16 protein-coding genes and 2 pseudogenes are annotated in these 21,683 nt (G+C 45.7%); 13 read left to right on the top strand and 5 right to left on the bottom strand.

Annotated elements, in window-relative coordinates; genetic code table 11:
• Positions 1–8 precede the first annotated feature (8 nt).
• The 6 genes from oppC to H735_RS01935 all read left to right on the top strand — a co-directional run bounded on the left by oppC (position 9) and on the right by H735_RS01935 (position 6,218).
• Positions 9–911, top strand: a complete 903-nt coding sequence (gene oppC / locus H735_RS01910; protein ID WP_020196374.1) for an oligopeptide ABC transporter permease OppC — start codon at positions 9–11, stop codon at positions 909–911.
• A gap of 30 nt (positions 912–941) precedes the next feature.
• Positions 942–1,913, top strand: a complete 972-nt coding sequence (oppD, locus tag H735_RS01915; RefSeq protein ID WP_020196375.1) for an ABC transporter ATP-binding protein — start codon at positions 942–944, stop codon at positions 1,911–1,913.
• Positions 1,910–2,902, top strand: a complete 993-nt coding sequence (gene oppF / locus H735_RS01920) for a murein tripeptide/oligopeptide ABC transporter ATP binding protein OppF (RefSeq protein WP_005439644.1) — start codon at positions 1,910–1,912, stop codon at positions 2,900–2,902. The genes oppD and oppF overlap by 4 nt, the downstream gene beginning before the upstream one ends.
• A 183-nt stretch (positions 2,903–3,085) precedes the next feature.
• The gene (locus tag H735_RS01925; protein ID WP_020196376.1) at positions 3,086–4,030 is read left to right on the top strand and encodes a glutathione S-transferase family protein; all 945 of its coding nucleotides are present in this window, start codon (positions 3,086–3,088) and stop codon (positions 4,028–4,030) included.
• Between the two features lie 135 nt (positions 4,031–4,165).
• The gene (locus H735_RS01930; protein ID WP_020196377.1) at positions 4,166–5,437 is read left to right on the top strand and encodes an MgtC/SapB family protein; all 1,272 of its coding nucleotides are present in this window, start codon (positions 4,166–4,168) and stop codon (positions 5,435–5,437) included.
• Positions 5,438–5,597: 160 nt separating this feature from the next.
• Complete coding sequence (locus tag H735_RS01935) at positions 5,598–6,218, top strand: hypothetical protein (RefSeq protein ID WP_020196378.1); 621 nt, start codon at positions 5,598–5,600, stop codon at positions 6,216–6,218.
• Between the two features lie 61 nt (positions 6,219–6,279).
• Here the strand turns inward: H735_RS01935 and pta are convergent, their stop codons facing one another.
• Together pta and H735_RS01945 are read right to left on the bottom strand one after the other, a co-directional pair.
• Positions 6,280–8,445: a phosphate acetyltransferase gene (gene pta, locus H735_RS01940; RefSeq protein ID WP_005439640.1), complete on the bottom strand. Its 2,166-nt coding sequence runs from the start codon at positions 8,443–8,445 to the stop codon at positions 6,280–6,282.
• A gap of 138 nt (positions 8,446–8,583) precedes the next feature.
• On the bottom strand, positions 8,584–9,780 hold the full coding sequence (locus H735_RS01945; RefSeq protein ID WP_005439639.1) for an acetate kinase: 1,197 nt from the start codon (positions 9,778–9,780) through the stop codon (positions 8,584–8,586).
• 345 nt (positions 9,781–10,125) lie between these two features.
• Between H735_RS01945 and yfbV the strand changes: the two genes are divergently transcribed.
• The 6 genes and pseudogenes from yfbV (at position 10,126) to H735_RS01975 (ending at position 17,191) form a co-directional block, all read left to right on the top strand.
• The gene (gene yfbV, locus H735_RS01950) at positions 10,126–10,578 is read left to right on the top strand and encodes a terminus macrodomain insulation protein YfbV (RefSeq protein WP_005439638.1); all 453 of its coding nucleotides are present in this window, start codon (positions 10,126–10,128) and stop codon (positions 10,576–10,578) included.
• A 316-nt stretch (positions 10,579–10,894) separates the two neighbouring features.
• Positions 10,895–11,860, top strand: a complete 966-nt coding sequence (locus H735_RS01955) for an ABC transporter substrate-binding protein (protein WP_020196379.1) — start codon at positions 10,895–10,897, stop codon at positions 11,858–11,860.
• Positions 11,861–11,915: 55 nt separating this feature from the next.
• Positions 11,916–12,851, top strand: coding sequence for an ABC transporter permease (locus H735_RS01960; RefSeq protein ID WP_020196380.1), 936 nt, complete (start codon positions 11,916–11,918; stop codon positions 12,849–12,851).
• Entirely contained in the window at positions 12,848–13,642 is a 795-nt protein-coding gene (locus tag H735_RS01965; RefSeq protein WP_009707269.1) for an ABC transporter ATP-binding protein, read from the top strand. The genes H735_RS01960 and H735_RS01965 overlap by 4 nt, the downstream gene beginning before the upstream one ends.
• Before the next feature lie 141 nt (positions 13,643–13,783).
• Positions 13,784–15,617, top strand: a pseudogene (gene malZ / locus H735_RS01970) (maltodextrin glucosidase).
• A gap of 114 nt (positions 15,618–15,731) precedes the next feature.
• A pseudogene (locus H735_RS01975) lies at positions 15,732–17,191 on the top strand (diguanylate cyclase).
• Positions 17,192–17,259: 68 nt separating this feature from the next.
• Here H735_RS01975 and dusC read toward each other — a convergent pair.
• Positions 17,260–18,219, bottom strand: coding sequence for a tRNA dihydrouridine(16) synthase DusC (gene dusC, locus H735_RS01980; protein ID WP_020196382.1), 960 nt, complete (start codon positions 18,217–18,219; stop codon positions 17,260–17,262).
• A gap of 156 nt (positions 18,220–18,375) precedes the next feature.
• On the opposite strand from dusC, the gene H735_RS01985 reads away from it, so the two are divergent.
• Positions 18,376–18,984 carry an SEC-C metal-binding domain-containing protein gene (locus H735_RS01985; protein WP_020196383.1) on the top strand — a complete coding sequence of 203 codons (609 nt, stop codon included), beginning with the start codon at positions 18,376–18,378 and terminating at the stop codon, positions 18,982–18,984.
• Between the two features lie 83 nt (positions 18,985–19,067).
• On the opposite strand, the gene dsbB is transcribed toward H735_RS01985, so the two are convergent.
• A complete protein-coding gene (dsbB, locus tag H735_RS01990) occupies positions 19,068–19,604 on the bottom strand; it encodes a disulfide bond formation protein DsbB (RefSeq protein ID WP_020196384.1) in 537 nt (178 codons plus the stop codon).
• A gap of 86 nt (positions 19,605–19,690) precedes the next feature.
• The gene (gene nhaB / locus H735_RS01995) at positions 19,691–21,277 is read right to left on the bottom strand and encodes a Na(+)/H(+) antiporter NhaB (protein ID WP_005439621.1); all 1,587 of its coding nucleotides are present in this window, start codon (positions 21,275–21,277) and stop codon (positions 19,691–19,693) included.
• Between the last annotated feature and the right edge of the window lie 406 nt (positions 21,278–21,683).

The following is a 21,683-nucleotide window of genomic DNA, read 5'->3' on the forward strand; positions in this document are numbered from 1 at the left end:
GTATGGTTATGTTAACGAAAAAAGAGAATCTTGAAGCGGTCGAGAAATTTGCAGAGAACCTGGAAGTTGAAGGCCGTAGTTTGTGGCAAGACGCCCGCATCCGCTTTATGCGTAACAAAGCGGCGATGGTGAGCTTGTTCATTCTTGCATTGATGACCCTTGCGGTAATCTTCCTGCCAATGCTGGCACCTTACACATTTGACGATACAGACTGGTACGCAATGCACGTTGGTCCAAGTGCAGAGCACTGGTTCGGTACTGACAGCTTAGGTCGAGACCTTTACGTACGTACGCTGATTGGCGGTCGTATCTCTCTTATGGTTGGTGTTCTAGGTGCATTGGTTGCGGTTGTGATTGGTACGCTTTACGGTGCGGCTTCTGGCTTCATCGGCGGTAAAGTTGACCGTATCATGATGCGTATTCTTGAAATCCTATACGCGGTTCCGTTCATGTTCCTAGTTATCGTACTAGTAACATTCTTCGGCCGTAACATCGTTCTTATCTTCGTCGCTATCGGTGCTATTGCGTGGCTAGATATGGCTCGTATCGTACGTGGTCAAACGCTAAGTCTACGTAGTAAAGAGTTTATTGAAGCGGCACACGTTTGTGGTGTGAGCAAGTGGAAGATCATCACTCGCCATATCGTACCAAACGTACTGGGTATCGTAGCGGTTTACTCAACTCTACTTATCCCAAGCATGATTCTGACTGAATCATTCCTTTCATTCCTTGGTCTTGGTGTACAGGAACCAATGACAAGTTGGGGCGCACTTCTACAAGAAGGTTCGCAAACAATGGAAGTGGCAATCTGGCAGCTGGCGTTCCCAGCAGCATTCATGGTTGTGACTCTATTCTGCTTCAACTACGTTGGTGACGGTCTGCGCGATGCGCTGGATCCAAAAGACAGATAATTAAAAATAGAAAGAATAAAGGAAGCAATGATGAGTTTATTAGATGTCAAAGATCTGCGCGTCGAATTTACCACGCAAGATGGTATCGTAACCGCAGTAAACGATTTGAACTTCTCTCTGAATCAAGGTGAAACCCTAGGTATCGTAGGTGAGTCTGGTTCAGGTAAGTCACAAACTGTATTCGCAATCATGGGTCTACTGGCTAAGAACGGTATTATCTCTGGTAGCGCGAAATTTGAAGGCCGAGAAATCCTTAACCTTCGAGAAAAAGAGCTGAACAAGGTTCGTGCGGAACAGATCGCGATGATCTTCCAAGACCCGATGACGTCTCTTAACCCATACATGAAAGTTAGTGATCAGCTGATGGAAGTACTGATGCTGCACAAAGGTATGGGCAAAGCAGAAGCGTTCGAAGAGTCGGTTCGCATGCTTGAAGCAGTAAAAATCCCAGAAGCTCGTAAGCGTATCACCATGTACCCACACGAGTTCTCAGGCGGTATGCGTCAGCGTGTAATGATCGCAATGGCACTATTGTGTCGTCCAAAACTGCTTATTGCGGATGAGCCAACGACGGCATTGGACGTTACGGTTCAAGCGCAGATCATGGATCTGCTGAACGAACTGAAATCTGAGTTCAACACTGCAATTATCATGATCACGCACGATCTTGGTGTCGTAGCGGGTTCATGTGACAAAGTACTGGTGATGTACGCAGGTCGTACTATGGAGTACGGCACTGTGAACGAAATCTTCTACAACCCAAGCCACCCTTACGCGGAAGGTCTATTGAAGGCGATTCCTCGTTTGGATACAGAAGGCGAGATCCTGCCGACGATTTCTGGCAACCCGCCTAACTTGCTTCGTCTACCACCTGGCTGTCCTTACCAAGATCGCTGCCACCGTGTGATGGATCGTTGTAAGCGTGAAGCACCAATTCTGACGCCGTTTGGTGATGGCCGTCAGCGTGCATGTTTTTCTGAATGGGAGGCTTGGAGCAAATGAGTACAGATAAAAAGCTAATTCTGGATGTATCTGATCTGAAAGTTCACTTCAGCATTGCATCAAAATCAGCATGGCCTTGGGCAAAACCTTCAAGCCTAAAAGCGGTAGACGGCGTAAACGTTCGTCTATACGAAGGTGAGACTCTTGGGGTAGTAGGTGAGTCTGGCTGTGGTAAATCGACGTTTGCTCGCGCGATCATTGGTTTGGTTGAAGCAACAGATGGCGAAGTAGTTTGGTTGGGCCAAGACCTAACGAAGATGAAAGATGTCCAACGCCGTGAAACGCGTAAAGAGATCCAAATGATTTTCCAAGATCCTTTGGCTTCTTTGAACCCACGTATGACAGTGGGTGACATCATCGCTGAGCCGCTAGAGACGTTCTACCCAGAACTGACTAAGCAAGAAGTGAAAGACCGCGTTAAAGAGATGATGGCGAAGGTAGGTCTACTGCCAAACGTTATTAACCGTTACCCACACGAGTTCTCAGGTGGTCAGTGTCAACGTATTGGTATCGCTCGTGCGCTTATTCTAAAGCCGAAGATGATCATCTGTGACGAACCGGTATCAGCGCTGGACGTATCGATTCAAGCTCAGGTAGTTAACCTATTGAAAGAGCTTCAAAAAGAGCTTGGCCTTTCATTGGTATTCATCGCGCACGATTTGTCAGTGGTGAAACACATCTCTGACCGCGTATTGGTTATGTACCTAGGTAACGCTGTTGAGCTGGGTGAAGCGGAAGCATTGTTTGCCGATCCAAAACACCCATACACACGTGCGTTGATGTCAGCGGTTCCAATTCCGGACCCAGAAATTGAACGCAGCAAGAAGATTCAGATGTTAGAAGGTGATCTACCATCACCAATTAATCCTCCTTCTGGTTGTGTGTTCCGTACTCGTTGTCCTCAAGCGACGGATGAGTGTGCGAAGACCAGACCACACATCGAAGGCTCAGACGTTCACGCGGTATCTTGTCTACACGTAGCAGTGTAACTAAATTCAGCCTGTGACGGGCTTAAGCGCGGCTCCTTTTATAGGGGCGCGCTTTTTTATGCCTACGATATTGGCCGGAATTAGTTCATTCGAAATTCTTGAACAAGATGGACTAAGTGGCCGGATTATAAGCTTTGCGTGATTCGCTAATATAGTGGAAAACAAATTAAGAGGAGAGCAGTCATGGGTAAGTTAGTTGAGGGCGTTTGGCACGATGTATGGTACGAGACTAAATCTAATGGCGGTAAGTTCGTTCGTGAAGATGCGGGCTTTCGTAATTGGATAAAGAACAAACCCGATGCGACATTCCAACCTGAAACGGGCCGTTACCACCTTTACGTTTCTCTTGCTTGTCCGTGGGCGCACCGCACGCTGCTCTTCCGCAGACTAAAAGGTTTGGAAAAGCACATCGATGTCACGGTCGTTTGCCCAGACATGCTCAGCGAAGGTTGGCAGATGGGCTTACCTGAGCCACTATTTGGCCATACTCGTATGCACCAAATCTACACTCAAGCTAAGTCCGATTACACTGGTCGTGTTACTGTTCCGGTTTTGTGGGACAAAAAGACCAACACCATCGTGTCGAATGAGTCGTCTGAAATCATCCGTATGTTCAACTCCGAGTTCAATGAATTAACGGGCAATCATGATGATTATTACCCAGAACAACTTCAAAGCGTGATTGATGAGTGGAATGACTACATTTATCCGAACGTGAACAATGGCGTATACCGTTGTGGTTTTGCGACAACACAAGAAGCTTATGAAGAAGCGTTTGATTCACTGTTTGCCGCACTGGATAAAATCGATGCTTATCTTGCAACGCATCGTTATCTAGCGGGCAATAAAATCACCGAAGCAGATTGGCGCTTGTTTACGACCCTTGTTCGCTTTGATGCGGTATACGTAGGTCATTTCAAATGTAATAAACAACGCATTGCCGATTACGCAAACATTCAAGGCTATTTGAAAGAGCTATACCAAGTAGAAGGCGTGGCAGAAACCACAGACTTCTACCACATTAAGCGTCACTACTATTTCAGTCATACCGGTATCAACCCAACACAAGTGGTACCCAAAGGCCCTGAATTAGATTTGGATTCGCCTCATGGTCGAGAATCTATCTAAGTTTAAAACTTCTAAGAAAAGCGCCATTTGATGTGGCGCTTTTCTTTTTTCTCAATATCTTCTCACCATCACAGCTTCTTCCTACCGATCACATAAACTGATGATATAACAACCGATCTTTGACTGAGGTGGGGTATGGATATCAATGAGTTTGTCAGTGGCGAGCATCTAATTTGGAATCTGTTTGTTGCTCTGCTTTTGGGAGCGATTGTGGGAACCCAACGTGGCTGGGTGATGCGTAACAGCGTCGAAGGCAGTCGCATTGCAGGTATCCGCACCTTTTCTTTAGTCGGTTTGCTTGGTGGCTTGGTTGGGATTCTTGCCAATCTGTATACGCCTTTGCTACTCGGCTTTGCTCTTATTGCTTTGGTGATTCTCGCTTGTATTGCGTTTGTTATTCAGCAAAAAAAGAGTGAGGACATCAGCATCACCGGTGTGGTCAGTTTGGTGATCACCTTTGTACTTGGCAGTCTGGCTGTTTCTGGTGAGGCGGTGCTTGCTGCTGCTGCGGCAGTCATCACAGCTGTCGTGCTGGATAACAAGAAAGAGCTTCATCAGGCTTTGCAGCGCCTTCAAGAGTACGAGCTTGATGCGGCTTTACGTCTTCTGCTTATTTCCATCGTTTTATTGCCCCTTTTACCCAACCAAGCTTACGGTCCTTGGAAGGCGCTGAATCCATATGAGATTTGGTGGATGGTGGTACTGATCGCGAGTATTTCATTTGTCGGTTATTTCGCGATTAAGATCGGCGGAGCGAAGCGGGGCATATTGTTTACGTCTGTCTTTGCTGGATTAAGTTCTTCTACCGCACTGACGTTGCAGTTCTCTCATCTTTCACGTGAGCAGGAAGGCATCAGTCCTCTGCTGGCAAGCGGAATCTTATTGAGTTGCGGCACTATGTTTCCTCGCTTGTTGATTGTCCTATCTGTTCTCAATCCTCAATTAGTGAGTTTGTTATGGCCGATTGTCTTAGTCATGATGATTGCACTTTATTTGCCGGCTTGGTGGATATGGCGTCGAAGTGAAGTCGAGAAGATAGAGCAATCAAACAAACAGACTAACCCGTTGGCGCTTCAATCAGCACTGTTCTTTGGTGTTGTGTTGGCGATCATTATGTTGTTATCTCATGCACTTTCAGATTGGTTTGGTAGTGCAGGTATCTTAGTTCTATCTGCGGTGTCAGGGATTACGGATGTTGACGCCATTTCACTGACTTTAGGGCGTCAAAGTACTCAGTCTTTGGCGATAGATGTTGCTGTGCTCGGGATATTTATCGCGGCTTCAGTGAATACCATTGTTAAGATGGGGATGGTACTTATGATAGGCGCTCGTCAACTGTGGGCTAAGGTTGTTCCACCCATGTTGAGTGCGGTTTGTTTGGGTGGGCTTGTCTATTTGGCGCTTTAGAACAAATAACCGTCTGATGCAAAAACAATTTATTAGGTCGCGAGCTAGGTTCCAATCTGTAATTATCAATCAAGTAAAACTCATTCCTTTTTCTATACTGATTCACCAAGTGCTGAGCTTTCGTGCTAAGCGCTAGGAATCTGAACAAGGAAGAAACGATATGATTACTGTATTTCCAGGAGTGGTCGAAGGTACGGGCTTTAAATGGAAAACCGTGGAACAACCTATTACTAAATATAACGACGCTGTGGCCTATTTACGCCAATCTAGTGCGGCGGCAGCACTATTAGATTTTCTTTCGGGAGGCGAAGAGGTCACGTTGCTTTGTACAACTGACACAACCAGCAGCTTTTTTCCTGCAGAAATCGTAAAACAAGCAGGCTGCAATGTTCGCGGCAGTTTAGTGACTTGGAATCCTTTTGATAGCTTGAATGTAAACGACATTAAGCGCAACAAACCCGTCGGGCGCAGTCGTGTGCCAAACAAAAATGTATCTAGAGGGACGCAGTCACCAGCAGTTGGACTTATTCATGAGTTTGGTCACGCGCGTCAATACATGTTGAAACGAGATTGGTTCATGACGCACTATCGCGCAGCCTCAAGTGGTAGTGATAGCGATAGGCTCATCATAGAAAATGATAACTTGCTTACCGTAGAGTCCGTCGTTGCTCGCCAGCTCAATGAAGGTGTTCGTTGGAAGTATAGGGATATTGGCTCGAGTAATACGAATTTGAACGTGCAGTATCAATTAAACCGTCCAATGGACCCGATTCTTGTCTAGCAACAAGAAATAAAAAACCTCGCCGTGGCGAGGTTTTTTCATTCAGAAAAGGTGCGGTTAATTAGTTAACTGCTTTTTCTTTTGCTTGGTCAGCTTGATCTGCCTGAATCGCAGTTAGAGCAACTGTGTACACGATATCGTCTACTAGTGCACCGCGAGAAAGATCGTTTACAGGCTTGCGCATACCTTGCAGCATTGGACCGATAGATACTAGGTCAGCTGAACGTTGTACCGCTTTGTAAGTCGTGTTACCAGTGTTTAGGTCTGGGAATACGAATACTGTTGCTTTACCTGCTACTGGAGAGTTAGGCGCTTTAGAAGCTGCCACGTTTTCCATGATTGCTGCGTCGTACTGTAGAGGACCGTCGATCACTAGATCTGGGCGTTTCTCTTGAGCAATCTTAGTTGCTTCACGTACTTTATCTACGTCTGCACCCTTACCAGATTCACCAGTAGAGTAAGAGATCATAGCAACGCGAGGGTCGATACCGAATGCCGCTGCAGAATCAGCAGATTGGATAGCGATTTCAGCAAGCTGTTCAGCTGTTGGATCTGGGTTGATCGCACAGTCACCGTAAACCAATACTTGGTCAGGTAGCAGCATGAAGAATACAGAAGATACGATAGACGCATCAGGTGCAGTCTTGATGATTTGGAACGGAGGAACGATAGTGTTTGCTGTGGTGTGAACCGCACCAGAAACTAGACCGTCTACTTCGTCGTTCTCAAGCATCATTGTGCCTAGGAATACTGAATCTTGTAGCTTCTCACGAGCAACAACTTCAGTCATACCTTTAGCACCACGTAGCTCAACTAGACGAGCAACGTAGTTTTCACGAACTTCATCAGAGTTGATGATAGTTACGCCAGCACCTAGCTCAACACCTTGTTGTGCTGCAACGCGACGGATTTCGTCTGGGTTACCTAGAAGCACACACTCTGCGATGCCGCGCTCAGCACAGATAGCCGCAGCTTTAACTGTACGTGGCTCATCACCTTCAGGAAGAACGATACGCTTGCCGGCTTTACGAGCGAACTCAGTTAGCTGGTAACGGAATGCTGGTGGGCTTAGACGACGAGACTTCTGAGTGCCTTCAGTCATAGACTCGATCCAGTTACCGTCGATGTGACCAGCAACGTGCTCGTTGATGAACTCGATACGCTCTTTATCGTCTGCAGGAACTTCGATAGAGAAGCTCTGTAGGTTTAGAGAAGTCTGCCAAGTGTTACCTTGTGCTTTGAAGATCGGTAGACCAGTTTCGAACGCTGGCTTACAAAGACCAGTGATCTCTTCAGGGATGTCGTAACCGCCAGTCAATAGAACCGCACCGATATCAACACCGTTCATTGCTGCAAGTGCTGCTGCAACGATTACGTCTGGACGGTCTGCTGAAGTAACAAGTAGAGAACCTGGTTTGAAGTGCTCAATCATGTTTGGCAGAGAACGTGCACAGAAAGTGATGCTCTTGATACGACGAGTCGCAATGTCACCTTCGTTGATGATGTCAGCGTTTAGGTGCTGAGCCATATCGATTGCACGAGTAGCGATCAGGTCGATGCTCCATGGCACGCAACCTAGTACACGAATTGGAGAAGTGTTGAAGATTTCCATCACTTTCATTTCGTTTTGCTTCGCGCTGTCTGCATCGTCAAAGATTTCAGATAGGTCAGGGCGAGTACGGCCAGCTTCGTCAACAGGTGCGTTTAGCTTGTTGATGATTACGCCAGAGATGTTCTTGTTCTTAGTACCACCGAAGTTAGAACATGCTACTTCGATGCGCTCTTTAAGTTGAGCTGGGTTATCGGTACCAGGAGTAGCAACAAGAACGATTTCCGCACCTAGAGTTGCTGCGATTTCCGCGTTCACTTGGTTAGCGAATGGGTGCTTACGAGTTGGTACTAGACCTTCGATAAGCGTTACGTCTGCATCTTTGTTGATTTGGTTGTAACGCTCAACAACAGTTTCTAGCAGCTCGTCCATGTTGTCGTTACCGATTAGGCTTTCAGCAACAGACATCGCTAGTGGTTGACCGATCTTCATATCGCTGTTGTAACCAACGATAGTTGAAGTTAGATCAGGTTGATCACCGCCAGAACGTGGCTGTGAAATTGGTTTGTAGAAAGAAACCTTAACGCCTTTGCGCTCCATTGCGCGAAGAACACCCATGCTTACGCTAGTTAGACCAACACCAGCACTTGCAGGGATAAGCATAATAGTACGAGACATTCGTAGAGTACCTTTAGCTATTGGGGGATAAAAGCTCAACTCTTATTCCATGAATAATTCAGAGAATAGGAGTTAAGCCCCTAAGAAATTCTTTTGGAAGAAAAACTGGCTAGCCGAGTGGCTAGCCAGTTAAATCTATTAAAGACCTGCTAGGCGTGCAGTGTCTTCAGCAATTACTAGCTCTTCGTTAGTAGAGATAACCATTGCAGGGATACGGCTGTTAGCTGTAGTGATAGTACCTTCGCCGCCGAAACGTGCTTTAAGGTTAGCTTCACCATCAACTTCGATACCGAAGATACCTAGACGGTTTAGAACCATTTCACGGATAGGACCAGAGTTTTCGCCGATACCGCCAGTGAAAGTGATTGCGTCTAGACGACCTTCCATAGAAGCAGTGTAACCAGCTACGTACTTAGCTAGACGGTGACAGAACACGTCCATTGCACGAGTTGCTTCTTCTTTCTCACCGTAGTTGTCTTCAACGAAACGACAGTCAGAAGTCACTTCAGTTAGACCAGCAAGACCAGACTCTTTAGTTAGCATGTTGTTGATTTCTTCAACAGAGTAACCTAGAGCGTCGTGTAGGTGGAATACGATAGCTGGGTCGATATCACCACAACGAGTACCCATTACTAGACCTTCAAGAGGAGTAAGACCCATAGAAGTGTCTACAGATTTACCGTTCTTGATTGCACAAACAGAAGCGCCGTTACCTAGGTGACAGTTGATGATGTTTACTTCTTCAACTGGCTTGTTTAGTAGGCCTGCAACTTCACGAGTGATGAATAGGTGTGAAGTACCGTGCATGCCGTAACGACGGATACCGTGCTCTTTGTATAGTTTGTATGGAAGAGCGTATAGGAAAGACTCTTCAGGCATAGTTTGGTGGAACGCAGTGTCGAATACAGCAACGTTTTGAAGCTCTGGGAAGTTGTGCTTAGCAGCTTCGATACCGATGATGTGCGCTGGGTTGTGAAGCGGTGCGAAAGTCGCAGCGTCTTGAATACCTTTTAGTACGTCATCAGTGATTAGTGCAGATTGAGTGAACTGCTCACCACCGTGTACGATACGGTGACCGATAGCGCCTAGGTTAGCTTTAAGCTCTGGCTTAGAAGCAAGAATAGTTTCAACCATGAACGCTAGTGCTTCTTCGTGTGCTGCACCGTTACCTAGTTGAGCTTCGTGTTTACCGTCAAGTTTCCACTTGATACGTGCTTCAGGAAGGTGAAGACATTCAGCAAGACCTGATAGGTGCTCTGCACCTGTTTCTGCATCAACAACAGCAAATTTAAGAGAAGAACTACCGCAGTTTAAAACTAAAACTAGCTTAGACATGTGTGACTACCTGTTATTCGTCTGATCAAAATCAGTTAAAGGATGAAAAATTAATCACAAGAATAGACGATACCGCCAAGGGTGCGCACTAATCTTGGTCAAAAATTGTTCTAATTCCGTATAAATGAATAGTGATGAACCCATCCACCACTATGAAGCGATCCGTGCAGAATAAAATCTCGGAGTTGCTTAAATTGTAAATAACAGCAACAATGAGATTGAGGGTCTGCAAAGGATAGCGATAATAGGCAATGATAACAAAAAAATTTTGAAAGAATATTAACTTTCATCAATTTTTTGCGCCTTCAGTTGAAATGTTCAACTATTTTTTAGTGAGAGAGCGGTATGAGCAAACAAGTCGGATTGATCCATAGCCTGAAAGACGGCCAAAGTTACATGGAGATCTGGCCGGTTCGTAAAGAGCTGAACGCCATTTTTCCCGAACAACGCATTATTAAAGCAACGCGCTTTGGCATTAAAGTGATGCCAGCGGTCGCCGCGATCGGTGTGCTCACTCAAATGGCATTTAATAACTATGACGCACTTCCTCAAGCGATCGTAGTTGCACTGTTCGCAATCAGCATGCCGCTGCAAGGTATGTGGTGGTTGGGCAGTCGTTCCAACACCAAATTGCCACCAGCGTTGGCCTCTTGGTATCGCGAGCTGCACCAAAAAATCACAGAGTCAGGATTCGCACTAGAGCCAGCAAAAGCTCGTCCAAGATACAAAGAACTTGCGGTGATCCTAAACCGAGCATTCCGCCAGTTGGATAAGACTGCATTAGAGCGTTGGTTCTAACTCCTCAAATCTACAATTAACTCATTGAAATGGAGTGTGCTTTCTAGCCACTCCATTTTTTATGCCTACAACATGACTTTTCGCCCTTATCTTAGTTTGCAATAACCGCCTCTCGTACCGATTGCGAGATCACAAATGTTACTTCGTTGTTAAATCTTGCTTTTCTTTCCCAACACTTAGCGTTAATAATGACAGTTAGATGCACAAAAAGTGCGCAGCAATAAACACAACATCCCATCTTCCGCATTATTTCTGTTGAGCATTCATTTTCGATGAGGCTTTCAGTTCAAGGACGAAGATACATCAAGGAGTCATGATGAAAACGAAACGTTTACTCGCCACTGCTATTCTTGCCGCGACCACGGTTTTTTCCTCAGCTAATGTGCTTGCTAACACTGCGACGGTTGCTGTTTCACAAATCGTGGAGCACCCAGCGCTCGACGCGACTCGCCAAGGCTTACTAGATGGCTTGAAAGCGAAAGGATATGAGCAAGGGAAGAACCTAGAATTTGACTACAAAACCGCACAAGGTAACCCAGCAATTGCCGTACAGATTGCGCGTCAGTATGTGGGGGAGAGTCCTGATGTGCTAGTGGGTATTGCCACACCATCGGCTCAAACTTTGGTGTCCGCAACGCGTTCTATTCCTGTAGTGTTTACTGCGGTAACGGATCCGGTGGGCGCAAAGCTTGTGAAATCCATGCATCAGCCGGGCAAAAACGTAACGGGTCTGTCTGATTTGTCTCCGGTTGCTCAACATGTTGCTTTGATTCAAGAGATCTTGCCACAAGCGAAATCCATTGGCGTGGTTTACAACCCTGGTGAAGCCAATGCAGTAACTTTGGCACAACTTTTAAAAGAGAGTGCTGAAGCAAATGGACTTAAAGTGGTTGAAGCGACGGCTCTGAAAAGCGCTGATGTTCAATCCGCGACCCAAGCCATTGCTGCTAAATCAGATGTGATTTACGCACCGACAGACAACACGGTAGCCAGTGCGATAGAGGGCATGATCGTGGCTGCAAACCAAGCTAAGAAACCAGTATTTGGTGGCGCGACGTCTTATGTAGAAAAAGGTGCGATCGCAAGCTTAGGCTTTGATTACTACCAAGTGGGGGTTCAAACTGCTGAGTATGTCGCGGCAATTTTGGAGGGACAAGAGCCGGGTAAGCTAGACGTAAAAGTCGCAACGGGCTCAGACCTTGTTGTCAATGAAGGAGCGGCCACCAAGCTTGGTATCCAGTTACCAAGTTCAGTTGTAAAACGTGCGACCAGCATGCAGTAAGAGTGACGTTCAGGTCGGTGTAATGCCGACCTGATTTGTGCAGAAAGGAGCAGTTATGTCTGCATTTGCTTTTTTTGGTGCGCTCGAAATTGGCCTCATTTACGGCTTAGTGGCTTTGGGCGTTTACCTTACGTTTCGTGTTCTTGATTTTCCTGATTTAAGTGTCGACGGCAGTTTCCCTATGGGAGCCGCCGTTGCTGCGACTGCAATCGTCGCCGGCATCAACCCTTGGATCGCAACCGGAATGGCTGTGATTGCTGGTGGGATGACTGGGTGGGTGACCGCTTTTCTTGCAGTTCGATGCGGCATTCTCCACCTATTGGCTTCTATTCTTACCATGATTGCGGCGTTCTCTATCAATATTCGCATCATGGGTAAGCCCAATATGGCCCTGCTAGGGGAAGACACCATTCTTACTCCGTTTGAAGCCATGGGAGATTCTATGTACATCCGGCCGTTAGTTGTCGGTGTACTAGTCTTGCTCTCTGCTTTGTTTGTCGTACGTCTCCTTAACAGTGACTTTGGTTTAGGGCTAAGAGCGACGGGTGTGAACGCTCGAATGGTGGCCGCACAAGGAGCAAGTACCGCTTTTTACACTTACTTTGGCCTCGCGCTTTCTAATGGTTTTGTTGGTTTTGCTGGTGCTCTATTTGCTCAAACCAACAGCTTTGCTGATGTCACTTCTGGTGTGGGTACAATCGTAGTTGGTTTAGCTGCAGTGATCCTCGGCCAAACTCTGATACCAGGGCGCAAAATCTGGGTTGCAGTTTGTGCGGTAATAATCGGCTCAGTGCTTTACCGTCTGGCTGTTGCCTTTGCGTTGAGCTCCGGCATGTTTGGTCTACAAGCATCGGACTTAAACTTAGTGACGGCTGTGCTCGTTGCAGTGGCGTTGATTGCGCCAAAACTGAAACAGAGAATGAAAGCAAAACAACGCGCGACCAGTGCGAAACAAGCCGCATCAAAAAATGGTTCGGAGGAGGCGCTATGATTGAATTAAACAACATCCAAGTGACCTTTAATCCTGGAACCATTTTGGAAAACAGAGCCTTGAAAGGTGTCTCGTTAGAAGTACCCGAACATCAGTTTCTCACCGTCATTGGCTCCAACGGCGCAGGGAAATCGACCTTGCTCGGGGCGGTGACAGGGGAAACCCCGATGATTGGCGGTCAGGTGATCATTGATGGGCAAGACGTAACCCGGAAAACCGTGGCGCAACGAGCGACTCAATGTGCTCGTGTATTTCAAGACCCATTAGCGGGTACTTGTGGGGATTTGTCCATTGAAGAAAACATGGCGTTAGCTTACATGCGGGGTAAGCGTCGTGGTTGGGGAATGGCGCTCTCTTCTCAACGTCGCAAGCTTTTCCAAGAGCGCATTAGCATTCTTGGCTTAGGGCTTGAGGATCGCTTGGGGGACAGTATTGGATTGCTCTCCGGCGGACAACGACAAGCGGTCAGTTTGGTCATGGCAACACTATCAGACAGTAAGCTGTTGTTGTTAGACGAGCATACTGCTGCGTTAGATCCGCGCATGGCGGCTTTTGTTATCGATCTAACCAAGCGTATCGTCAGCGAGTTCAACCTCACAGTTATGATGGTGACGCACTCAATGAAAGACGCGCTGGCTTGCGGTGACAGAACGGTCATGCTGCACCAAGGTGAGATTGTTCTTGATGTCGCAGGTGAGCAACGTGCCAATATGCAAGTCCCAGACTTACTAGAAATGTTCTCTAAAGTGCGTGGTGAAGAGCTGGCAGATGACAGCTTGTTGCTGAGTTAACTTAAAGAAAGAGCGAAACTACGCCTACCAAACGTGATCCTCCTTGAGAAAATTGCATTTAAGGCAATGTCGAAAGGAGGATTTTTCGGTAAATACTCTTTATTAAAATAGTGGAATATTCCAATACTAAGAGCACTTACCATGACCCTTCCATTTATCTTCCATAGCCAGACTGAAGATGGCCTTGTATTTGATGGTGAACTGCTGACCGTCACTCTGAAAACTGAAAACTGAAAACGTTAAGTTTGATAGCGTGCACGTACGCTGTGAACCTGACAACGAAGAATATCTGATTGAAATGCTACCTTGCGGCAAGGCTGGTGAACTTCAACTATGGCAAGCACAGTTCGCGGCGAACCGAGATCGTGATGTCACTCATTACGTATTCAAACTCATCAAAGGCAATCAGCAACTTTGGTTAGATGGCAGAGGTGTGCATAAACGGATGCCACCGAAAGAATTCCACTTTAAGCTGAACACGCAGTCTCAGCCGCCAAGCTGGGTTCAAGAGCAGGTCTTCTATCAGATCTTCCCAGATCGTTTTGCTGCTAGCCAAGATGAGCAAGCGATTCGAAATGCTTACGCGCAATACGACCCAGATACCATGGTGAAATCTTGGGGAGAGGCGGTAGGTTCTCATCAAAATACAGGTGCGCGCGAGTTCTTCGGCGGTGATTTGAAAGGCGTTGAAGAGAAACTCGATTACTTAGATGACTTAGGCGTGACGGCGTTGTATTTCAATCCTATTTTCACGGCGCCAAGCAATCATAAGTACGATACGAAAGACTACCTTAATATTGATCCTATGTTTGGCACTAACGAACAGTTTGCGCAGCTGTGTGAGCAAATTCGTGGGAAGCAGATGAAGATTGTCTTGGATGCTGTATTTAACCACACGTCCGTTCATCATCCATGGTTCGATATTAAACAAGAAGGTCAGGGGGCTTATGGCAATTCGGACTCGGACTTTCGCGACTATTACTTCTTCGAGGGACAAACCAACAATTACATTGGCTGGAAAGGCATTGGCAATTTGCTGGTGCTGAACTTTGAGAACGAGCAAGTTCGCGATCACATCTACCAAGGTGAAGAGGCGGTGATTAAACACTGGCTCAAACCACCATATTCTGTCGATGGTTGGCGCTTTGACGTTATTCACATGTTGGGTGAAGGCGATGGTGCAAAGAACAATGCGCATTATGTGGAAGCGTTCCGCAAAGCAACCAAAGCGATCAACCCTAATGCTTATGTGTTAGGTGAACATTTCTTTGAGGCGACACAATGGTTACAAGGTGGGCAAGAAGATGGCGCAATGAACTACTACGGCTTTGCTCATCCAGTTCGTGCTCTGATTGCTAAGCAAGACATCATGTATGACCCGATTGACATCGATGCTTTAGATTTTAAAGAGTGGATGGATGAGGCGCGAGCCAAAGTCCCATTTGCAAACCAATTGTCTCAGCTTAATCAGTTAGATAGTCATGATACCGCCCGTTTTCTGACGCTTTTAGACGGCGATAACGAAAAAATGCGAATCGCACTGGCTTTACTCATGACTTACATCGGTACGCCTTGCCTGTATTACGGGAGTGAAGTGGGATTGGAAGGTGGGCTTGATCCTGACAACCGCCGTTGCTTCCCGTGGGATCAGGTTACCGAGTCTGAGTGGCTACCTTTGTATCGTGAATGGATTAGAATTCGCAAGCAATACAAGGCACTACAGTCCGGTAGTTTGCAATGGCTACACTGTGATGAACAGGTCATGGTATACGCTCGACAGTGGAAAGAAGAAACAATAGTTGTGGCATTTAACCTAAGTAAATACGAACAAAATGTTAACCTGCCATTATGGCAACTTGGCTTAAATGCAACACACTTGCATCGAATATTAGACAAAAGTGAAGTCGAGGTGGCTGAACGTCATTTTTCTGTCAATATCCCAGCATTGAACTGCCAAATATGGCAAGTGAAGTGACACTTGATGCCTTATTTATTAAATTTTATGAATACATAAGTGAAAAACTATAAATAGCCCTTCGATAGTCAGTACTTTCGAAGGGTTGAAATTATTAAAAGCCAATGGTGTTCAATGGGTAATAAAAGGCGATTTAGCCTCAAGTTTGTCATCTTCTTCCCGCTATTTTTGTTTGTCGCAGTTATGATCGTGACTGCGAAGAACTATTACGATGCGATGAATCGTTACATCACGTTGGAGTATGCACAGATTGATCGTGCGCTGAACCGAGCGATTAAAGTGCTTACCGCTTTAGACTACAGCTTTGTTAATTATTCAAATCCAGCCCATCCTTTGTTTCAAGAACACAACGATATGATAAGAAATGGCATGTGTTACGTATGGCCCATTGACGTATTGCTCTTAGAAAACAAACATTCGGGAGGTTTACCTGCGGTCGAACTGGATTACATGATTGTTGGTCAAAAAGAATTATGTGAGCAAGGCTCCGCTCTGTTTAATTTGGCAGAAAAGAAAGCGGGTTTTGCGCCGTCATTGTCGTTTTTACACGATATTGAATCGCCATTATCGGTATTCATTACATCGACCAGCGCGGTTATGCAATTTCTTCACCGGACACCTACGCTCAATATTTCACTAAAGAGCTGTGGCAGACCCTCAAAGCAAGGCCGTTTTGGCAAAAAACGGCACAAGAGACGGTGAAAGTAACCATATCTGGCTCAGCTCCTATGCTTGATCGCCATGATGGACAAGTGGTGAGTTTAACCGTGCCAATCTATGAAAAGGGGGGGCCCCAAGGTGTCCTTTCCATTGATTTTGACGTTGATGACTTATTAAAAACAAATGAGAACCTAGCGGGTAAACTACATATCATTTCTGGCATGATGGAGTTGCTTAGAAACATCATGCGACTCAAATCTATTGAGCACGAACGCTTGAGCGCTAATCACCGTATTTTTTATGAATACAACTTGTGGAGCGAATTCAAGAATCTGTTGGCGTTCGAGAAATACAGCGTTGCGGTTGCATTCTTTATCTATGTGTTGAGTACCGTTGCTCTATTCTTGGTGAATACTCAAACAGAGCGTCGTTATTTCAAAGAGTTGGCGGCGAAAGACCCGATGACGGGTTTACTCAATCGACGTGGTATGCAAGCGGTATGGCGCAACAAAATGACCAAGAAGCACGTCGCGCTTGCCGTTTTTGACATCGATGATTTTAAAGCGATCAATGATACCTATGGGCATGATGTCGGTGATGATGCGATTCGTCTTGTGGCTAAGTGTATTCGTGACAATATTCGTCATTCGGATGTGGCATCGCGTTTTGGTGGTGAAGAGTTTGTTCTTGCCATCTACGATGAAGATTTCGATAGCATGCTACGTATATTGGAGCGAGTAAGAAGTGCGATTAGTAAAAACTCGAAAAGGGCGGTTGCTGGTGGTTTTACAGTATCAGGCGGTGTCGAGTTCAAGTCTTCTTCTCAATTAGAAAGCTTTGACGAACTGTTCAAAGTAGCCGATGAAAAGCTCTATGAAGCAAAGAGCACCGGTAAGAACAAGATTTGCTACTAAGTAGTAGATAAAACAAAAGGGCGAATTCATCGCCCTTTTTTGATCTTTAAAACTGCTTTAACTTGCTTTTACGCGACGCGAGACTGCAACTCGTCACGATAACGCTGAATGTACTCAACGATTGGAGCCGCTTTGTTGAACGTGCGGATCTCGCGGAACAGATCATTTGCTTCTGGGTAAGCTTGGCGTAAGTAAGAGAACCACTGTTTTACGCGGTTCGGATAATACAAACCTTTGTCACCTTTCATTTCAAACTGAGAGTAGTAAATCAGTAGTTCGACGACTTCTGCCCAAACCATTGGCTTATGATTGTATTTCACCATATTACCCAGATTTGGAATATTGAATGCACCGCGACACACCATCAGGGAATCAACGCCTGTGGTTTCGATACAACGTTGACCATCTTCGTAGTTCCAAATTTCACCATTCGCAATTAATGGAATGTCAAAGCGTTCACGGATTTGGGTGATGTATTCCCACTTGATTTCAGAGGCTTTGTAGCCGCCTTGTTTTGTACGGGCATGGACCGTCAGTTCGTTTGCCCCAGCAGATTGAATGGCATCAACAATCTCAAAACAGTCTTCAGGGTTTTCCCATCCGAGACGAATTTTAGCGCTAACAGGAATATCGTTTGGAACAGCGTCACGACATGCTTTTACCACGTTATGAATCAGTTCTGGATGTTGAAGAAGTGCCGCGCCACCTTTACTCTTGTTCACCAAGCGAGCCGGGCAGCCGAAGTTAAGGTCGATACCGCGCGCACCAAGCTCAGCGGCTTTGATTGCGTTTTCTGCCATCCAATTTGGTTCTTGACCAAGTAATTGTACGTGAACAGGTACGCCAGATGCAGTTTGTGAGCCTTGAAGAAGCTCAGGGCACAGACGATGGAATACGTGATCAGGTAACAGCTGATCGATCACTCGAACAAACTCTGTCACACACAGATCATAGTCGTTTATCTCGGTCAGGATTTGGCGCATCAAATGGTCCAAAACACCTTCCATCGGGCCTAATACAACTCGCATAGCTTGCCTAATACAGTTTGGTGGTAAAAAGGAGGGCGATTGTAGCGATGTGAATGAAGTTTGTCATTAAAAGACTCATCAGCATCGAGTGACATCAACTAGCATCTTATTAACTCTGGGGTATAATGCCGCCAAATTCATGGGAAACCAGATGTCATGCAATACACATTAATTGAGAAAGGTGAAGTTCAGCTAGACGAATCTTCACTGTTTTTGGAAGGTGCAGTACTTGCTGCAAACCTGATGACAAAACCGCTAACACCAGAAAGCTGGCTAGAGCCACTACTTGGTGAAGGTTTTAAAGCCATTCAGCCAGCTGTTGAAGAACAGATTCACAAACAGCATAACTACATTCTGCGTAATGAGTACTCGATTCTTACGCTGACCAATAGTGATGCAGAGCAGCTCGCAGACTTTGCTGAAGGTTTTATGTCTGTGTGGCCAATGATTGAAGAGCAATGGCACGATGTTGTGCTCAACGACGGTCTAGAGCGTATGTTGCAAGCATTATTGACCACCATGATGTTGGCGATTGATGAAGAGCAAACGCAACAGCAAATGCGTGATGCAGGTATTGAGACTCCGCCAGCGTTAGCCGATTTTGTTGATCAACTTGATCTCATGATTAACGAAGTCGCGCTTGGTGCTGATGAGTTGATGGTAGGCAAAAAATCTAAGAGCTTGAACCCGTTTAAAGACGTTGGCCGTAACGACCCTTGTCCTTGTGAAAGTGGTAAGAAGTTCAAACAGTGTTGCGGTAAGTAATTGCAATATAAATAAAAAGCCGACCTTATGGTCGGCTTTTTTGATCTACTTGGTCGGTATTAAGCGTGAAAAGTTATTACCGATTACTGAATTGGATTTTTGCGCTTACCACTAAAGAACTGAGCAATCACGATGAATGCAAGTGCAACCAAGTTACCAGCGAAGATGACAACCAACCACTGAGGCATAGAAAGGCCAAAGAATTGCCAAACAATCTTCGCACAGTCACCATACGCTTCGAACATCCAAGGCGCCCATTGGTTTAGCGGAGCCCAACTCGGGAAAGTCACGAATAAGTCACACGTTGCGAACGGTGATGGGTTGAACTGATAGTCGACGTGCTGCATCGCCAGCATCAAACCTTTATAAGCACTTGCTCCCCATGCAGCTAACGCTATCCAGCGCACGAGAGGGTTGTTTGGTGCAACAAGACCAATCATTGCCGCGACACCAATTCCCATCATAGCGACACGTTCATAGATACACATAACACACGGTGCTAGCATCATGACGTGTTGAAAGAATAGGGCACAAGCTTCAAAAAAGATGATGGCCAAAAGGAGCAGGAGCCAAGATAAGCGCCCCTTCGAAAACTGGTTAAGTGATGCAAAAATACTCACGGTTACAATCCTGTCTGAAAATATAAAAAAGCTCTGATTACTCAGAGCTTTTTAACTTGGATAAGTTTCCTAATCAACTCAAATTTTTAGTGTCCACCTGACACAACTGGAGTTAGATCACCACTACTTGGCACAATCCAGCCCGCATCGTAGAAGAATGCTGTTGCTGGTTCTAGGAAGAACATGATGCCCATCAAGCCAACAAGCGCTAATACAACCGTGTAAGGAAGCGCCATGATAACCATGCGACCGTATGATAGACGAATCAAAGGTGCTAGTGCTGATGTCAGTAGGAATAGGAACGCAGCTTGGCCGTTTGGCGTTGCAACTGAAGGTAGGTTAGTACCTGTGTTGATTGCAACGGCTAGTAGGTCGAACTGTTCACGAGTGATAAGGCCTTCAATAAGTGCTGTCTTCACTTCGTTAATGTAAACTGTACCCACGAATACGTTATCCGAAACCATCGAAAGCAGACCGTTAGCAACATAGAACAGAGCAAGTTGAGCGCCCTTATCTTCAACAGCAAGTACTGCATCGATAACAGGTTTGAATAGCTCTTGGTCGATGATAACGGCAACCACCGCAAAGAATACTGCAAGTAGTGCTGTAAATGGCAGAGCCTCTTCAAACGCTTTACCCATCGAGTGCTCTTCGATAACACCAGTAAACGAAGTCGCTAGGATAATCACAGAAAGGCCAATCAGGCCAACTGCAGCTAAGTGGAGTGCAAGTGCGGCAATCAACCAAACAGCGATAAGGCTTTGAACCCAAAGTTTCGCTACGTCTTGGTTAGTACGAGTCTTGCGCTCTTCACGGTCGAAGTCGACTAGGATTTGGCGAACGTTATCAGGCAGTTGCGCACCGTAGCCAAACACTTTTAGCTTCTCTACAACCGCACAAGTGATCAAGCCACAGATGAATACTGGCAAAGTTACTGGAGACATACGAATCAAGAACTCACCAAAGAACCAGCCCGCTTGGTCAGCGATGATCAAGTTCTGCGGTTCACCAACCATGGTAGTAACGCCACCTAGTGCTGTACCAACACCTGCGTGCATTAACAATGAACGTAGGAATGCGCGGTAGTTCTCTAGGTCATCACGCGTTAGCTCAGTGATGGTGTCATCTTGAGTGTGGTCGTGGTCACCGATAGGGTTTCCAGAAGCCACTTTGTGGTAAATCGAGTAGAAACCAACTGCAACACTGATTACAACGGCAATAACGGTCAGCGCGTCCAAGAATGCTGACAAAAACGCTGCTGCGAAACAGAATGCGAGTGAAAGTAACGTTTTCGAACGAATACCAAGCAGGATCTTTGTAAAAATGAACAGCAGAAGCTGTTTCATAAAGTAGATACCCGCAACCATGAATACCAACAGTAGAAGTACTTCGATATTCGCTACCAGCTCGTGCTTCACCTGTGCAGGGCTGGTCATACCGATAGCAACCGCTTCAATTGCAAGCAAACCGCCTGGTTGAAGTGGGTAACACTTCAGCGCCATTGCTAGCGTGAAAATAAATTCCGCTACTAGCAACCAACCTGCAACAAATGGGTCAATTAGGAAGAATACAATCGGGTTAATAATTAGGAAGGCTATAATGGCAACTTTGTACCAATCAGGCGCTTTACCAAGGAAGTTCTTGATAAAGGCATTTCCGAGCGACATCGGCATGATAATTCTCTTTATAACAAAATTATGAATAGACACTACAATAGTGCTTAAGTATCTGTTTGTTAGACTTATTATCTAGTCTTTTAAAACAATAACTTAGAAAAACAACAATCCATTGTTTTACTGTAGTCTTGCCAAGTTACTTCCCCTGAACTTAAGCACCGCTCACTTTCGACCGCAACTCTACACCTCGGCATTTTATAGTCAATAACAAAACGTGATGCTGCCGACTAAAACTGCTTTTTATTTGTAATAACGCGATCAAAACGGCGTTACTATACCACGAAAAGATTAAAAAAAATCACCTTGGAATTTAAAACAAAGTCAATTACGAGAAAAGATAAATTAAGAAAGAATATTAATCGTAAAGCACAAATTTATTTTGCATATTTTGAGCAGAAAAATG

Origin of the sequence: Vibrio owensii CAIM 1854 = LMG 25443, from assembly GCF_000817815.1 — a bacterium.
Lineage (GTDB): Bacteria > Pseudomonadota > Gammaproteobacteria > Enterobacterales > Vibrionaceae > Vibrio > Vibrio owensii.